16 protein-coding genes are annotated in these 17,336 nt (G+C 30.9%); 3 read left to right on the top strand and 13 right to left on the bottom strand.

The genetic code is table 11. The features are described 5' to 3' along the window. Window positions 1-26: 26 nt before the first annotated feature. The 6 genes from atpA to upp form a co-directional block, all read right to left on the bottom strand. Window positions 27-1,529, bottom strand: a complete 1,503-nt coding sequence (gene atpA, locus H612_RS0103060) for a F0F1 ATP synthase subunit alpha (protein ID WP_027130125.1) — start codon at window positions 1,527-1,529, stop codon at window positions 27-29. Window positions 1,530-1,556: 27 nt separating this feature from the next. After that, a complete protein-coding gene (gene atpH, locus H612_RS0103055) occupies window positions 1,557-2,096 on the bottom strand; it encodes an ATP synthase F1 subunit delta (protein WP_027130124.1) in 540 nt (179 codons plus the stop codon). Continuing rightward, window positions 2,096-2,620, bottom strand: coding sequence for a F0F1 ATP synthase subunit B (atpF, locus tag H612_RS0103050; protein WP_027130123.1), 525 nt, complete (start codon window positions 2,618-2,620; stop codon window positions 2,096-2,098). The genes atpH and atpF overlap by 1 nt, the downstream gene beginning before the upstream one ends. Window positions 2,621-2,675: 55 nt before the next feature. Then, the gene (atpE, locus tag H612_RS0103045) at window positions 2,676-2,891 is read right to left on the bottom strand and encodes a F0F1 ATP synthase subunit C (protein ID WP_027130122.1); all 216 of its coding nucleotides are present in this window, start codon (window positions 2,889-2,891) and stop codon (window positions 2,676-2,678) included. 60 nt (window positions 2,892-2,951) lie between these two features. Next, the gene (gene atpB / locus H612_RS0103040) at window positions 2,952-3,680 is read right to left on the bottom strand and encodes a F0F1 ATP synthase subunit A (protein ID WP_027130121.1); all 729 of its coding nucleotides are present in this window, start codon (window positions 3,678-3,680) and stop codon (window positions 2,952-2,954) included. Between the two features lie 155 nt (window positions 3,681-3,835). Further along, on the bottom strand, window positions 3,836-4,465 hold the full coding sequence (gene upp / locus H612_RS0103035) for a uracil phosphoribosyltransferase (protein WP_027130120.1): 630 nt from the start codon (window positions 4,463-4,465) through the stop codon (window positions 3,836-3,838). Between the two features lie 185 nt (window positions 4,466-4,650). On the opposite strand from upp, the gene H612_RS0103030 reads away from it, so the two are divergent. Continuing rightward, window positions 4,651-4,968 (top strand): hypothetical protein, encoded by a 318-nt coding sequence (locus H612_RS0103030; protein WP_027130119.1) that lies wholly within the window; start codon window positions 4,651-4,653, stop codon window positions 4,966-4,968. A gap of 19 nt (window positions 4,969-4,987) precedes the next feature. Next, a complete protein-coding gene (locus H612_RS0103025) occupies window positions 4,988-5,512 on the top strand; it encodes a hypothetical protein (protein ID WP_027130118.1) in 525 nt (174 codons plus the stop codon). A gap of 35 nt (window positions 5,513-5,547) precedes the next feature. On the opposite strand, the gene H612_RS0103020 is transcribed toward H612_RS0103025, so the two are convergent. The 6 genes from H612_RS0103020 to trpX all read right to left on the bottom strand — a co-directional run bounded on the left by H612_RS0103020 (window position 5,548) and on the right by trpX (window position 11,523). Continuing rightward, complete coding sequence (locus tag H612_RS0103020) at window positions 5,548-6,159, bottom strand: PepSY domain-containing protein (RefSeq protein ID WP_027130117.1); 612 nt, start codon at window positions 6,157-6,159, stop codon at window positions 5,548-5,550. A 207-nt stretch (window positions 6,160-6,366) separates the two neighbouring features. Continuing rightward, window positions 6,367-7,710, bottom strand: coding sequence for a HAMP domain-containing sensor histidine kinase (locus H612_RS0103015; RefSeq protein WP_051210110.1), 1,344 nt, complete (start codon window positions 7,708-7,710; stop codon window positions 6,367-6,369). Beyond that, window positions 7,694-8,365: a response regulator transcription factor gene (locus H612_RS0103010; RefSeq protein ID WP_027130115.1), complete on the bottom strand. Its 672-nt coding sequence runs from the start codon at window positions 8,363-8,365 to the stop codon at window positions 7,694-7,696. Before H612_RS0103010 ends, H612_RS0103015 begins: the two co-directional genes overlap by 17 nt. 374 nt (window positions 8,366-8,739) lie before the next feature. After that, a complete protein-coding gene (locus H612_RS0103005; protein WP_027130114.1) occupies window positions 8,740-9,513 on the bottom strand; it encodes an ABC transporter ATP-binding protein in 774 nt (257 codons plus the stop codon). Then, window positions 9,514-10,392: an ABC transporter permease gene (locus H612_RS0103000; RefSeq protein ID WP_027130113.1), complete on the bottom strand. Its 879-nt coding sequence runs from the start codon at window positions 10,390-10,392 to the stop codon at window positions 9,514-9,516. It abuts the gene before it with no gap. A 126-nt stretch (window positions 10,393-10,518) separates the two neighbouring features. Beyond that, the gene (trpX, locus tag H612_RS0102995; protein ID WP_027130112.1) at window positions 10,519-11,523 is read right to left on the bottom strand and encodes a tryptophan ABC transporter substrate-binding protein; all 1,005 of its coding nucleotides are present in this window, start codon (window positions 11,521-11,523) and stop codon (window positions 10,519-10,521) included. A gap of 907 nt (window positions 11,524-12,430) precedes the next feature. On the opposite strand from trpX, the gene H612_RS0102990 reads away from it, so the two are divergent. After that, window positions 12,431-13,648 (top strand): MFS transporter, encoded by a 1,218-nt coding sequence (locus H612_RS0102990; RefSeq protein ID WP_027130111.1) that lies wholly within the window; start codon window positions 12,431-12,433, stop codon window positions 13,646-13,648. 290 nt (window positions 13,649-13,938) lie between these two features. Here H612_RS0102990 and H612_RS08990 read toward each other — a convergent pair. After that, a partial coding sequence (locus tag H612_RS08990) for an isopeptide-forming domain-containing fimbrial protein (RefSeq protein ID WP_027131067.1) occupies window positions 13,939-17,336 on the bottom strand: 3,398 nt, incomplete at its 5' end.

Genomic DNA, 17,336 nt, shown 5'->3' with positions numbered 1-17,336 from the left:
CACCACCTTTTCTCTACTCATCTATTCTAAGAAAAAGTTTTTTTGAATGCTTCAATAACACCATTCATTACTTCTTCTTCTGGTAAATCTTTTGTTTCTAATATATGTTTTATTGCATCATTTTCATGTGCATCTAAATACGCATAAAGTTCTTGTTCAAATCTATGAATATCATTTACTTCTACATCATCTAAATACCCATGAGTAAGTGCATAAAGTATCATTACTTGTTTTTCTACTGGAATAGGTTTATGCAAATCTTGTTTTAAAACTTCAACCGTACGTTTACCACGCTCTAATTTTTCACGAGTAGCTGGATCTAAATCAGAACCAAATTGGGCAAAACTTTCCAGTTCACGATAAGAAGCTAAATCTAAACGCAATGTTCCTGACACTTTTTTCATCGCTTTAATTTGTGCAGATCCTCCTACCCTAGATACTGAAAGTCCTGCGTTAATCGCTGGTCTTATACCAGAGAAGAATAAATCTGATTGTAAGAAGATTTGTCCATCAGTTATAGAAATAACATTAGTTGGAATATAGGCAGAAATATCACCCGCTTGAGTTTCTACAAAAGGTAAAGCAGTAATACTTCCTCCTCCAAAATCTTCACTAACACGTGCTGCACGCTCTAAAAGACGACTGTGTAAATAGAATACGTCCCCTGGATATGCTTCACGACCTGGTGGTCGTTTTAATAGTAATGATAACTCACGATAAGCTGCTGCTTGTTTTGATAAATCATCATACACTATTACTACATCTTTTCCATTGAACATGAATTCTTCTGCCATTGCAACTCCTGCATAAGGTGCAATATATAAAAGCGGTGCTGGTTGTGATGCTGATGCAGTTACTACGATAGTATAATCTAACGCACCATGGTCTTTAAGAGTTTCAACAACACTACGTACTGTAGATTCTTTTTGACCTATTGCTACATAAATACAAATAACATCTTGACCTTTTTGTGCTAAAATCGAGTCAATAGCTACTGCAGTCTTCCCAGTTTGTCTATCTCCAATTATAAGTTCACGTTGCCCTCGTCCAATTGGAACCAAAGCATCAATCGCCTTAATACCTGTTTGGAAAGGAACCGATACTGACTTACGTCCCATAACTCCCACAGCAGGAGATTCAATTGCTCTTCTTTTAGATGTAGTTACTGGTCCACGTCCATCAACTGGTTGTCCTAAAGGATCCACTACACGGCCTATTAACTCATCACCCACTGGAACGTCCATAACACGTCCAGTACGACGAACTTCATCTCCTTCTTTTATGTCTGTTGTTGGACCAAGTATTACAATCCCAACGTTTGTATCTTCAAGGTTTTGAGCTAAGCCCATAACCCCAGTTTTTGTAAACTCAACAAGTTCACCACTCATTATTTCATTAAGACCGTATACACGTGCTATACCGTCCCCAACTTCAATTACTGTTCCGACATCTGTTGACTTAACTTCAAACTGATAATTCTCTATTTGTGATTTTAGTAATGCACTAATCTCTTCAGCTCTAATAGCCATTTATGTCCCTCCTTGTTTCAACTTCTACTAGATATTAGAAATTCTATTTTTAATACTATTCAATCTTGCTTTCACACTGGCATCAATAATCTTATTGTTATAAGTTATTTTCAAACCACCGATAAGACTCTTATCTATTACATTACTAACTTCTACTTTATCTAGTTGCAAATCACTCTTAATTTTTTCTTTTAAATTACTTAATTGCATATCTGTTAATTTAGTAACAGATTCAACTTTCACAATAGCACTATTGCTATGTCTGTTGAAACAATCTTCATATTCTTCTAATACAAAATTTATTAGAGAAATTTGCAAATTACTTACTAAGATTTTTATAACATTCACAACGCTTTTATTTGCATTTATGAACGAAGAATCTATTAATTCTATTTTTTTTATTTTTTCTATATTAGGGTTGTTCATCAAAGTAATAAAATCGGCATTTTCTGAAATAACTTTGGCAACCACTTTCAAATCGCCAAGTACTTCTTCTAATGAGTTACTCTTACGTGCCACATCAAATAAAGAATCACCTATTTTATTAGCTAATACTGATTTACTCATTATTTCACCCCTACCTCTTTTATGACTTTATCCACATATTCACTTTGTGAACTTTCATCAAGTTCTTTTTCTAAAATTTTAGAAGCTACAAGCACTGATAATTCAGCAATTTGTTTGTTGATTTCTTCAAGTGCTCTTTTCTTCTCATCTTCGATATCTCTTTGTGCATTCAATTTTAATTGTTCTGCTTGAGTACGTGCTTCATCAAGAATAGCTTGTTTTTCAATCTTAGATTGTTCACGAGCATCTTCCATCATAGCCTTAATTTCTTTTTGAGCATTTTTTAATTTTTCTTGATTTTCTTCAAGTAATACCAATGCTTCTTTTTGATTTTTAGCTGCATCATCCAACTGTCCTTCGACAAGTTTTTGACGTTCATCTAACATATCAATAAGTTTATCCCAAGCAAATTTTTTAAGTAATACTAGTAGGATTAACACTGCTATTACATTTATAGCCATGTTTCCTAAATTGAAACCTTGATGAGAAGAATGTTCTGTAGCTAAAAATACTAAGTTTGTCATATTTTAACTGCTCCTGTTCTTCTTTACTCTTAGTTCATATCTTAATACTAAAAAATTATTTGAATGAAAGAATAAACGCTACAACGATTGCTAAGATAGGTACCGCTTCAACAAGTGCGAACATAACAAACGCGTTAGATCTTAATCTAGGTTCTACTTCTGGTTGGCGAGAAACACTCTCCATAAATTTACCGAATAAAAATCCGTTACCAATCCCTGCTGCTAATGCTGCTAATCCTGCTGCTATTCCTGCTCCAATATATGCTGACATAATAATATGTTCCTCCTTGAATATTAAATATTTATTAATTTCTTATTTTTTATATTTATTTTAGTGCTCATCACTAATTTTATGTGATAAGTACGTAAACGATAATATCGTAAAAATATATGCTTGGATAACTCCAATAAATAAAGAGAATCCTTTCCAAACAACTAAACCAGACACCCCTGCAATAGCTCCAAATACCCCTACTGTTGCGAGTGAGCCTAACAATGCTAGAAGAACTTCTCCTGCATAAATATTACCAAATAAACGCATTGATAATGTTAAAAGGTTAGTAAACTCTTCCAGTATTTTAAATGGTGTTATACCAATACCGGCAGAAGTATATGTCCCCAAATAATGTTTACTACCCTTATACTTAAATCCTGCATAATGAGTAAATAGAATTACCAACAATGCAAGTGAGAATGTGAATGTAGGATCGGCTGTTACCGAATTCACATACACGACTCCATTATAGCTAACTTCTATTAAGACACCAATAGTGTTAGCTACTGCAATTAGAGAAATAAGAGTAAGCGCTGTCGCCCATAATCCTTTACCATATTTTCGCCAACTCACATTGGCTTTTATAACATTATCAGCTACAAAGACTGCGAGTAGTTCTGCCATATTTTGACGTTTACTGTCTGGTCTTAGTCTTATTCTGCTCGTTATGAACATCACAAAAACAAAAGTCAAAGCAACTGTTATTAATGTCGTAATTACACTGGGGATATTGATTGTTATATCATACCCAAATAATTTGGTAATAAGATATGTATGCTTTTCCATATATTTCCCTCACCTCTTTTCATTAGATATTATTATATTTCTAAATCTGTACTATGATAAAATCAAGAAATATCTAATAAATATTATAATACCTTTTTTAGATATTTTCTAGTTATTTCTTAAAATTTATATGAATTATTGAAAAATTTAATTTTTTACTTAGTACCAAAAATTCTATCTCCAGCATCTCCTAGTCCAGGTACGATGTATCCGTGGTCATTAAGTTTCTCATCTAATCCAGCTATAAAAATCTCAACATCAGGATGTGCATTATGTAATGCTTCTACTCCTTCAGGAGCTGCTATTAAACACATAAATTTAATATCAGTTACTCCACGTTGTTTTAAAGAATCTATTGCTGCAATAGCTGATCCTCCGGTAGCAAGCATAGGATCTACTACTATAAACAAACGCTCCTCCGGATTGCTTGGTATTTTTACAAAATACTCATGAGGTTGCAAAGTTTCTGGATCACGATACAAGCCAACGTGTCCTACTCTTGCAGATGGAATTAAATCCATTAACCCATCTACCATTCCTAATCCAGCACGCAAAATTGGGACAAAAACTACTTTTTTCCCTGCCAATCTTTTACAAGTTGTTTTCTGGATAGGAGTTTCGACTTCTACATCTTCCAAGGGTAAATCTCTTGTGATTTCATAAGCCATAAGAGACCCTACTTCATTTGTAAGTTGTCTAAAATCCTTAGATCCTGTTTTCTTATCTCTTATAAAAGACAATTTATGTTGGATCAATGGATGATCAAATACATGAACTTTTGACATAATTATAATTCTCCTTTTTACTATTATTACATACTATTTTACTCTAATTAACATATTTTCACAAGCAATAATTGAAAATAATTTAATCGTATTCAAAAATATTTTTTTATAATTTCATTCAAAATACTAGACTTATAAATTGTAAAATATTAAAATGAATGAAAAAGTATTTTTGGAGTGTTGATATGAAGAATAAAAGTTTATTAATTACATTATCATTAACTAGTTTTTTATACTATGTTATACCATTATTGTTTCTAAAATTTTACAATGGTACGTCCGATAAAGCAGGATTTATTTTGATATTATTTTATATTTGTGCTGCTTTTGCAATTAATGTTATTATCCCTTTCTTTTTGGAAAGAAAAATATACGTTCCAATTTCAAGTATTATTTTCGCTCTACCTCTTGTTTTTATTTTCAATAATACTGTAACCGTGCTAATTGGTATAATCTTTATTTTTTCTTTTCTAGGTTATGCTATTTCTAGCCTGTTAAAATAATTTTATAGGAGATTTATTTATGACTATTTTTAAACGAAATTTTTTAATAGCTATAGCTATTTATATACTTTTTTACCTTGGACCTATACTTGTTAATCCATTCGCAACTTTAAACTTAGCAGAAGCATTTGTTATTGCGTTACTAATCTTTGGTGGTTTTTACCTTAGTTATATATTTTTATATACTAATAAAAGTAAATTAGATGAGCGTACAAAAAATGGAATTATTACTATTATAATTATGCTTCTTGCCTTAATATTATATTATAATCCTTTTAGTTTCCCAGTGAGATTTAATATAATTATTAACAAATATCTAGCTATTATTTTACTGATTGTTATTTTAGGATTATTGCTATTTTTCGCAAGAAACATACGTAATTATCATTTCTTAGTTATTCTATTTGCTCCTTCTATTATTCAAGGAATATTAATGAGAGTATCAAATCGTGCTATGATTTTTTATCTTACAAATCCAAATTTCACACTTTATCTTATAGTTGCAATTTTTGTCGGATATATCATTTATAACAATAAGAAGTGATTTTAGAGTTTTTATCTAAAATCACTTCTTATTTATTAGTTATCTATTTCAACCTTCAAAACTTTTCCTGTAATCGCATCTATCTCAATATCGTACTCTAAACCATTTGCTCTAACTTCTACATCATAAATTAACAATGCTCTTCCATTGTTTTTATATGCATAGTCGTCTTCATATTCTGTACGAAGTTTATCGAATCTTATGTTAGATTCTGGTGTTGAAATCGCTTGTGCCACTATTTGACGAATTTCTGCTTGAGATTTAATATTTTGGCTTTGATTTTCTACATTATCCGCACCTTTTACATTAGTTGTTGTCTCTTGATTTGCCTTAACATCTTCTGTCTGACTATTATTTTCATCTTTATTTTCTGAATTATTTTGTGTCCCCACATTCATTTTAACTTTGGAATAAGCATCTTGAATTTTTGCTCGTTGACTTTTTTCATATTTATCATAAGCATATACTCCTACTCCACTAGTTACTACAATTGCCAATGCTCCAATAACAAAAGGTTTTAAAAAATTTCTTTTTTGTTTTTTTATCTCCTGATTGTTTGCATACTTCATATTTTCCGAATTATTTACATTTTCTACATAATTTCCGTCTAAAGTTTCAATTTTGTTATCATCAATTTTATTTGTCATTTTTCTTACCTCTCATTTTTTATATTTTTATTATAATCTAGCTTTACAAGTACAATCTTTTATACTTGGTAATTTTATTTTATATTAATTTCATGAATATAAAATGAACAACTTATTTTATTTTCGTATTTTCTTCGCTAATTAATATTTAAAAATTCTACATAATAAAATATAATTAATAATAAAAATTATGTGAAAGTAATACAACTAAAAATTTATTACAAATTTTGCTCCTTTAGGTTTATTATCCAAAATCGCTATTTTCCCATTATGAAGTTCCACTATTTTTTTTGAAATAGCTAGACCTAATCCAGACGAATTATCTTGTATTGTTGTTCTTGATTTATCTATTTTATAGAATCTATTCCAAATATTTTGTTTCTCTTCATCACTGATTCCTACTCCATCATCTTTTACTTCTAAAATAATACTATTCCTCTTTGCTAATGTTATAGATATTTCCGAATTTGAATATTTCAAAGCATTCGACAATAAATTATCTACTAAGCGCATTATTAAAACCTCATTACCAAATATTGAAATATCATCTTCTATATTAATAATTAAATTTATCCCTTTACTTTCAAATAGCTTTTTATAATCCTCAAGATTTTTCTTTAGTTTAGTAGAAAATGAAAAATTTTCTTTTGCTATTGCTACATTACTATCTAGTCTTGCTATTTCTAATATTTGATTTATTACTGTGTTCATTCTTTTACTTTGACGTTCTATGACCTCAAATGACTCCCTAGCTTCTTCAACAGAATCTATATACTTTTTACCATACTCACTTTCTGACATGATTACTGATATTGGTGTCCTAAGCTCATGTGAAACATCTGAACTAAATTGTTTTTCTCTCTTAGAAGAGTTTTCTAATGTTTCCAACATCTCGTTAAATACTATTGAGAGTCTATGGACTTCATCATCCCCACCAGACACTGCTATTCTCTTACTAAGATCAGCACTTTTAGAAATTTCTTCTGCCGCTTGAGTCATCTCTCTAACAGGTCTTAGCGAATTACGAATAATTCTGTAACCACCATACATAATAACTGCAATTATAAGAGGTCCTCCCACAGTTATTAATAGCACTATATACCAATTAATTTTCCCACTAGAAATCTGGACTATTCCCCTTACATATTTTCCATTCCCTAATTTTGCAGAATTAACTTGTAAATCATAGTACATATATTTGTTATTTTCGATATCCGTATATTCACTAACCATACCTAAGCTAAAATCTTTAACTTCAAAATTTTTAGGAATTGAGCCCGCTATTAAGTTTCCTTCTTTATCATATATCGATAAAGTAACACCATCTTCATACGGAGAAAATTTATCTGTTCCTAAAGAAATCTTATTTACTTCTTTTATTAAATCTTTTTTGCCTGTACTTTCTACAATACTATCCCTAACGATGAATCCACCTATAATTATTGAACTTATTAATATTACTATAAATGACGTATACCATAAAGTTATTTTAAATGTTAAAGGTATTCTTTTAAATATAGAAAATACATTTTCTTTAATCTTGTTTAACAAAATATCCTAAACCTCTTTTCGTATGTATAATTGCCCCTTTTAAACCTATATCTAATTTTTTCCTAATATTTTTTATAATAACATCTACAATATTAGATGCGCCCTCATAATCATAGTCCCAAACATGAGTAAGAAGTTGATCACGGCTTATAATACTATTTTTATTTTTCATTAAATATTCAAACACTTCATATTCCTTTCCCGTTAGTTCTATAATTCTTCCACCACGTGTGACTAATTTTTTAGAAATATCTAAAACTACATCATCTACTTCTATAACATTAGTTGCTAAACCATAGTTTCTACGCATTAAAACACGAATTCTTGCTAATAGCTCATCAAACTCAAAAGGTTTAACTATATAATCATCAGCACCACTATCTAAACCTAAAATTTTATCATCGAGACTATCCTTTGCTGTCAGCATTATAACAGGTGTACTATTATTTGCCTCACGTAGTTTTTTTATAAACTCATAACCATCAACATATGGCATCATAATATCAGTAATAATCAAATCATAATCGCTATAATCCACATAATCCAATGCCTCTGCTCCATCAAAACAACTATCTACACTATAATTATTTTTCTTCAAATGCTTAGTTATGACTCTATTCAAATCTTTTTCATCTTCCACAACCAAAATTTTCATAAAATTATCTCCTAAAACTAATTTTCTTTTATTGTACTTAATAACTTACAAACTGTAAACTAAATTATACCGCTAAAAAATGAATATACGATGAAAAAATTTTTATTACTAACTATTTATCATTTTCTAACTCATAATCTCAAAAAAATATATAACACATCTTTTTATTAAAAAACGAAAGAGACTTACTATGTTAAATCATTAATTATATTCTGGCTATATATCGTGTTACTTTTATTTCATAAATAAACTTCATATTATGTAGAACATCCTTTACTCTACTATTAATTTATAAATATATTCTGTTTAAAAAATAATAGATAGAATAGAAAAAAGTCCTTAGGGTATATTGATTATACCCTAAGGACTTTTTTCTATTCACTTTCTTCTAAACTATATAATATTTCATATAATTGTTTGGCGTTTAATTTCTCTTTTTCCACACGACTTATATCACGAACTAATTCACCTCTATGCAGAATAATTATTCTGTTACCATATTTAACAGCATCTTGAATATTGTGGGTTATCATTAAAGTTGTTAATTTTTTTTCTTCTATTTTTCCACGAGTTAGTTCCATAATTTTCTTCTGAGTTTTTGGATCTAGTGCTGCTGTATGTTCATCTAATAATAGCAGTTTTGGTGTGTTTATAGTTGCCATAAGTAGAGCGATTGCTTGACGCTGTCCTCCTGATAGCAATCCCATTTCACTATCCAATCGATCTTCCAAACCTAAATCTAAAGTTTTTAACAATTCTTTAAAGTACTTTCTATCTTCTTTTGTAGTCCCCTTTTTTAAACCACGATGTTTACCTCGTCGAAGTGCAAGAGACATATTTTGTGCAACTGTCATACGAGGTGCCGTTCCATCTAACGGATTTTGGAACACCCTACTTATAAATTCAGCACGCTTATGTTCAACGATGTTTCCTATATTAACATCATCTATTAAAATTTCTCCGCTATCTAAAGAAAAAGATCCTGCAATAGCATTCAAAAACGTAGATTTCCCCGCTCCATTTCCTCCCAAAATAGTAATGAAATCTCCATCATTTATTTTTAAATTAACATCTTTTAAAGCGTGTTGTTCTCTATTTGTATTTGGAAAAAAAGTTTTATCTAAATTTTTTATTTCTATAAATGCCATCTATTTCACATCCTTTTTCGTAGATTTCAGCTTAAGTTGAGGTAAAGTTAGGAATAGTGTGATAACAAGTGCTGAAACTAATTTAAAATCATTTGCTCCTATTATATTTAATTTTAGTACCCCTACCAAAAGAAGTCGATAAATAATTGCACCGCAAATTACACACACAAGTCTTTGAGTAAAACTAACGTCTTTAAAAACTACCTCTCCTATAATTATAGCAGCAAGTGCAACTACTATTACCCCTATACCACTATTAACATCTGAGTATCCATTATTCTGTGCCAGAATCGCACCCGCTAATGAAATTATTCCGTTAGCTAACATCAAACCTAAAATAGTCATTGTTTTAGTTGAAATTCCTAATGCCGTTGCCATTTTCTCATTATCACCAGTTGCAATTAAACCTTGCCCTAACTCCGTTGAGAAAAATAAGGACATCGCCCCTATAATTATCGTTGAAAGAACAAAACCTATCAAAACAGTATCATAATGTGTAGGTAAATTCCAATTTTCTAATTTGCTAAAAATAGTATCTTTATTTAATAAACTTAAATTTGGTCTTCCCATAATTCTTAAATTTACAGAAAGTAACGCCGTCATAGTTAGAATACCAGCAAGCAAACTTGGTATTTTACAAATTGTAATTAAAAATCCAGTTACAAGACCTGCGATCATTCCAGCTAATATTGATATCAATGTTGCTAATATTGGATTAATGCCATTGTGAATACAAATGACACACACTGCTGCCCCTAGAGGATATGCTCCTTCTGTTGTCATATCAGCTATATTTAAAATTCTAAAACTTATAAACAATCCTAATGACAATATTCCCCACAACATTCCTTGTGATATTGCCGAAATAATTAAATCCATCTTACACCTCAATTTTTATATTTCTTAATCTATAGTTCAGAGTAGATATAAAATTAATATAAACAATTTTAATATCATTTTTATTTTATATCCACTACTAACTATTTTAATTCCAAACTTCTACACTTATTTTTTATCTACTACTTTTGCTTTTTCTTTAATATCTTGTGGAATTTCTATTCCTAATTGTTTTGCTTTTTCTTCATTTAAGTAAATAACTCCTTCATTAGCTAAAACTATTGGCATTGTTTTTGTATCTCCACCTTTTAATACTTTAGCAACAACTTTAGCAGTTTCTACACCAATTTGGTACTGATCAACACCAATTCCTAATAATCCTCCATCAGCCACCATTGTGTCTGCTGATGGAAACACTGGAATTTTTTTAGCATCAGTAACTTTTACTACTGTTGCCATAGCACTAGCTATCGTGTTATCAATTGGTACAAATATTGCATCAGTTTCCGAAGCCAAATTTTCCGTTACTTGTTGAATATCATTAGTATTAGCCACAGTTGCCACTTTTGTTTCAAAACCTAATTCTTTTGCTAATTTCTCTGCTTCCTGTGCCTGTTTTACAGAATTATCTTCACTTGCTGTATAAAGAATACCTACTTTTTTCATATTAGGAAGAACTTGTTTCATAATCTCTAATTGTTGTCTTATTGGTGTTCTATCACTTACACCAGTAATATTATTTCCTGGGTTATCTTCGCTCTTAATTAGTCCTGCTTCTACTGGATAAGTAATACCTGCCATAATAATAGGTTTATCTTTAGTAGAATTTGATAAAGATAACGTGGCTGGTGTTGTGATCCCCACCAAAATATCATTATTATCACTTACTAATTTTTGTCCCATGCTTGCCAAATTACTTTGATCACCTTGAGCATTTTGTAAATCAATTTTTAAATTTTTCCCTACTTCGTAGCCTTCTTTTGCTAATCCTTCCTCTAATCCTTTATAAATTTGATCTAAAGCCGGATGACTTAATAATTGAAGCACCCCAACTTTGACTTCTTTAACTTCTTCCTTCTTAGTATCTTCTCCCTTATTACTTGCATATAGTCCATAACCTAAAACACAAACTAATAACACCGCAAACGCTACAAAAATTTTATTTACTTTCATTTTCTTAATCTCCTTAAAATATATTTTTTATATAATGGTGAAAATAAAATTATTTACTTTTTTTATCTGCAAAATCCAAAAAATTCATTCTAAAAAATTATCCAAAATTATCTTATACCACCATTAAATCTAATAAATTATTTTCTTAATAATAACTTATAATTTTAGAAGAGTATCTATATAAAAAGACCACTAGTTAAATATCTAGTGGTCCTACCATAAAAACATTATATAAAAGACCACATAGATTATTTACTATGTGGTCCTCGTTTAATCATCACAAATAATCCACATAGATACTAACTTCTAAGAGTCGTATCTACGTATAAAGAACAAGATCGACTCTGTATCTAGTGGCTTTGCCAACGAATATTTAGTTGTAGTGTACTAACTTGATACAGTTTCATAAATCCTTTTCTCCTTATCTTTGTTTTTGTTGACTCTATTATAACAATTGTATTTTTTATTGTCAATATGTTTTTATGAAAAAATTAAAAAATTCTGACAATTTATTATTCTATAAAATTACCCAAAATAAATCTATCATTTTATAGTCTTTCATTCTTATTGATATCATCAATAATTGTATGTAGAAAATATTAAAAATATATTAATGTAGATATTTAATTTATTTGCTTATAAATTAAATATTGAAAATAAAAAACAATTTTTGAAAATTTTGAAAGTAATTCGTTTTCATATTATTTTTTATAATGATATATATATTTCAACTATTAATTTACACTATTATGATAAGTAATCGCCTGTGTATTTTTCTTATTTTACACATAAAAATAAAATTGAATTTCTATCTTTTTATGAAAAATTTAGTATTGAAAATTTGCTTTCATAGGAGTATCATAGATATTGTATTAATTAAAAATAAATATATTTAAGGAGACGTTTTATGGATACTCAATCTAGTGACAGTATACAGAAAGAAAAATTATTTAACTCAGGTTTTATTACTATAACTGCAATTAATTTTATTGTATTTTTAATTTATTATTGTTTTGTAGTTATTACCGCTAAATTTGCTACAGCAGAATTAGGTGCCTCCGCATCACAGGCTGGTTTTGCTGCTGGTATTTATATTATAGGTACTCTAGTTGCCAGATTATATATTGGGAAAAAATTAGAAATTATTGGTCGAAGACAAATACTTCGTTTCGGGGCATTTATTTATTTAATAACAACCGCTGCATACCTAATCTCTTTTAATATCGTTATTTTAGATACTGTACGATTTTTAAATGGATTTGCTTATGGTACTATTTCCACTGCTGCTAACGCCATTGTTACAACATATATCCCAAAATCTCGAAATGGTGAAGGTATAAACTACTATGGTCTTAGTACAAGCCTAGCAGCTGCTATCGGACCTTTTATTGGTATGTTACTTTTACCAATGGTTGGATTCAATGCAGTCATAATTTTGGCAATCGTATTATCAATAATAGTTACTGGAGCTTGCTTTATGTTCCCTGTTCAAAATATTGAATTGTCTAAAAAACAAAAAGAATTACTTAATAGTTGGTCATTAAATACATTCATTGAATATAAAGTTTTATTTATTTCATTTATTGCATTTTTGATAGGGTTAGCGTACTCTAGTGTACTTGGATTCTTGTCAATTTATGCAGATAGTTTAAATCTTTCTACAGCGGGTGCATTTTTCTTCGTAATCTACGCTCTAATTATCACAGCTACTCGACCATTTGCTGGAAGAATTTTTGACGCTCGTGGTGAAAATGCAGTAATGTACCCAAGTTTTGTATTCTTGACTCTAGGATTACTAATGTTAAGTTTTACAAATGGCAGTTTTATGTTATTGTTATCGGGAGCTTTAATTGGTCTTGGATATGGAACATTTATGTCAAATGGACAAGCTGTATGCCTTAAACTTGTAGAACCTACTAAAGTAGGAATTGCTCTTTCTACGTATTTTATCGGTCTAGACCTTGGTCTTGGTTTTGGTCCTTATGCATTAGGAACTGTTCAAGGATTATTATCATATAGAGGAATTTATATTCTTTGTGCAGTAATTACTGTAGTCGTTACTATTCTTTATGCAATGTTCTACAAATCAAAAGATATAAAAGTTTTAAAAACTAAAATTAACTAAAGTATATTATTATATTTTATAAATTATAATAAAGAAAGATTGAATTTTATTAGTTATAAAATTCAATCTTTCTTTTTTGTTTTATTATATATTGATTAAAAAACTAATGTAGAAGTGTAGGAATTTTCCCACTCTTATCTATTTCTTCCTCGCACTTCTTCCAAAAGCTCATCCTCTTCCTTACCTTTCTCCCTTTCTCCCATCTGAAAACCCAAGATCCAGAGTCTCCTCCTTATCTTGGGTTCACTTTGAAACTTTTTCCTAGGTCTATTCCCTTTTTCTATTTCTCTTTATTTCTCTCTTCTTCTCCTTCTTCCTATTAGTCCCACTATCGCTAATCCTATTACTCCTATCCATCTTCCTTCTACTGGCCCTTCTCCTGTTTTTGGTAATTCTTTCTTCGGCTCTGTTGGTTTCTTAGGTTCTTCTTTTGGCTTAGCTGGCACTTCCGGTGTCGGTGGTACTACTGGCGGTTTCGGTGGCACCACTGGTGGGGTTACCGGTGGTACTGGCGGTACTACATATACCTCATTTGTTTCTTTTGGCTTGTGATCAAATTCTATCGTCGCCTTGTTCGGTACTCGTTTTAGGTTATATTTACTTATGTCCGCCCCGTTTCTTATCTGCGCATATATCGATAACCTTATCTCTCTTCCTTCTAATTGTCTTAGAATCTGTGGATTTGTTATCTCATATCTTACTTTGTTTCCTTCTTTTTCTAGTTTTCCTAGTTTGTTTGCTTCTTCTTCCGAAATTTCTCCTTTTTCATTTCGGCTTCTTAACGCTTTGTTTATTTCCCTTATCGCTTTGACTTTTTCTGTCTCTTCTTCTTTTCTTATCTCTTCTTTTAGCTTCTCTAGTTCTTTTTCTAGTTCTTCTTTTTCTTTGCTTGCTAACTCTTTTGTTCCTGCTTTTAGTTCTGCTATCTTCTCTTCTAGCTCTTTTGCTTCTTTTGTTTCTTTTTCTTCTTGTTTTCCTAGCTCTTCTTTTAGCTCTTTTAAGTTCTCTTCTGCTTTTGCTAGCTCTTTTTGCTTCCCTTCTGCTTCGTTAGCTTTTGTTTGTCCTAGTTTTGTTTCTATTTCTTTTTCTCTTTCTTTTAGCTCTTTTAACTCTACTAGTTCTTTGTCTTCTTCTATTTGTTCTCCGCTTATTCTTATTGTCGCTTTTCTTGCTTCTAACACTTCTTCTAGTTTGTCTTCTATGCTAAATTGTTTGTAGTATGAATTTTCTTCTAGTTTTGCTTTTATGTCGTATCTGAATACTTCTTCTCCTACTTTTAGTTGTCTTATTGTTTCTTGTTCTTCTCCGTTTTCCGAGTTGATTGTTTTTTCTCCCGGTTTTGGTGGCTCTGGTGTCGGCGGTGTTACCGGCACTATATTTGAGTCTTTTATGAATTCTGGGTTATTGTTTATTATATATTGGGCTTTGTTCGGTATACTTGGTTTTGTTTCTACTAAGTATCTTGTTAAATCTGCTCCATCTTTTATTTTCGCCCTGAATTCTACCTTAACTTCTTTTTCTCCGTTTTGTAAAACTTGTTCTCTTGTTAGTTCTACTTCTAAGTTCTGTCCGTTTATATGGATTTGTTCTTTCCCTACTTCTTTTCCATCTACTGTTGCTTTTACTTCTCCTCTGAATTCTAATACTTTTTCTAACGCATCTGTTACTTTAAACTCTGTTGCGTTCTTCGGTACTGTTGTTCTTATTGTGTATGTGAATTCTTCGTCTAGTCTTCCCAACTCTTCTTTTTCTTTCCCGTTTACTTCTTTTGTTATTGGCGGTTGTGTTGGTCTTGTAGGTGGTTCTATCGGTACTATATTTGACTCTTTTCGAAGTTTTGGTTCGTGGTTTATTTCATAGCTTGCTTTGTTTGGTACACTTGTTTTTCCTTCTTTTATGTATGGACTTAAGTCTGCTCCTGCTTCTATGTTTGCCTTGAATTCTAGTTTTACTTCTTTTCCTGTTTTCTCTACTACCTGCTCTTGTGTTAGTTTTAGTTTTATTGTTTTTCCTCTTATTTCCACTTGGCTTTCTGGTAGTTCTTTTCCATCAAGTGTTGCTTTTGCTTTTTCTCCTCTTGTGAATTCTAACACTTTTTCTAGTGTGTCTTCTACTTCAAAGTATGTTGCCGCCGCTGGTACTTTTGTTTCTATTGTGTACGTTACTACTTGATTTCTTTCTCCTAGAATCTCTTTGTCTTTTCCATTTACTTTCTTATCTATTGGTGGGGTTGTTGGTGGCGGTGTTACCGGCACTATATTTGATTCTTTTTGATTGTTTGGATTGTCGTTTATTATATATTTCGCTACGTTTGGTACTTTTATTGTTCCTTCTTCTATGTATTGCGTTAAATTCGCTCCCTCTTTTATTTTCGCTTTGAATTCTACATAGACTTCTTTTCCTGCTTTTTGTTTTACTTGCTCTTCGCTTAAGTTTACTTCTAGTTTTTGTCCTTGTTTTGTTACGTCTGTTATTTTTTCTCCGTCTACTGTCGCACTTACTTCTCCGCTAAATTCTAGTACGTCTTTTATTTCGTCTTCTACTTTGAATTTTGTTGCGTTATATGGTACTTTTGTTTTTATTTTGTATGTAAACTCTTCACTTAGGCTTCCTAATGTTTCTTCTTGTTTGTCATTTACTGTTTTTTCTATTTCCGGTGTTGTCGGTGGCGGTGTTACTGTTACCGGTGGCGTTTCTTTTCTAAGTTTTGGATCATCGCTTAGGTTTATTCTATACTCTGCTGTATTTGGTACTCGCACTTCTTCTTTTGTTAGATATGCGTTTAGTTCCTCTTGCGTTACTCCTTCTTTTAGCTTAGCTTTGAATTCTACTACTACCGCTTTGCCCACCTTTTGTTCTACTTGTTCTCTTGATAGTTTTACTGTTAGTTTTTTTCCTTCTGTTTTTACTTCTTCTATCTTTTCACCGTCTACTGTCGCCTTAACTTCTCCTCTAAATTCTAATACATCTTTTATTGTATCTGTTATTTCAAAGTCTGTTGCGTTTTCTGGCACCGTTGTTTCTATTTTGTATGTGAATTCTTCGTCTACTTTGTTTAAGTCTACGTGTTCTTTTTCATTTACTTTCTTAGTTATTTCCGGTGTTGTCGGTGGCGGTGTCACCGTTACTGGTGGCGTTTCTTTTTCTATTTTCGGATTGTTGTTTATTTGATACTTCGCTTTGTTCGGTACTTTTGTTCTTCCGTCTTTACTGTCTACATACGAACTTAAATCCGCATCTTTTTTAATCTTAGCTTTGAATTCGATTTTTACTTCTTTTTCTGCGTTATTTGTTATTTCTTCTTGGGTTAATTCTACTGTAAGTTTTTGTCCTTCTTTTTTGATTTCCCCTTTTGTTTCTTTGCCATCTACTGTTGCTTTTACTTCTCCGCTGAATTCTAATACTTTTTCTAATTCGTCTGTTATTTTTAATGCTGTTGCATTTTTTGGTACTTTCGTTTCGATTTTGTATGTGAACTCGTCTTCTACATTTCCTAGTTGGTCGTGCTCTTTGTCATTTACCGTCTTCTTAATTTCTGGGTTTGTTGGCGGCGGTGTCACCGTTACTGTGTTTGAGTCTTTTTCTGGATTGTTATTTACTTTATACTTCGCTTTGTTTGGTACTTTTATTGTTCCTTCTTCTATGTATTTTGATAAATTCGCTCCGTCTTTGATTTTTGCCTTGAATT

The organism is Gemella cuniculi DSM 15828 (assembly GCF_000425665.1).
GTDB classification, from domain to species: Bacteria; Bacillota; Bacilli; order Staphylococcales; family Gemellaceae; genus Gemella; species Gemella cuniculi.
Note: the sequence above shows the minus strand (reverse complement) of the source record. Positions and strands in the feature narration are given on the sequence as shown.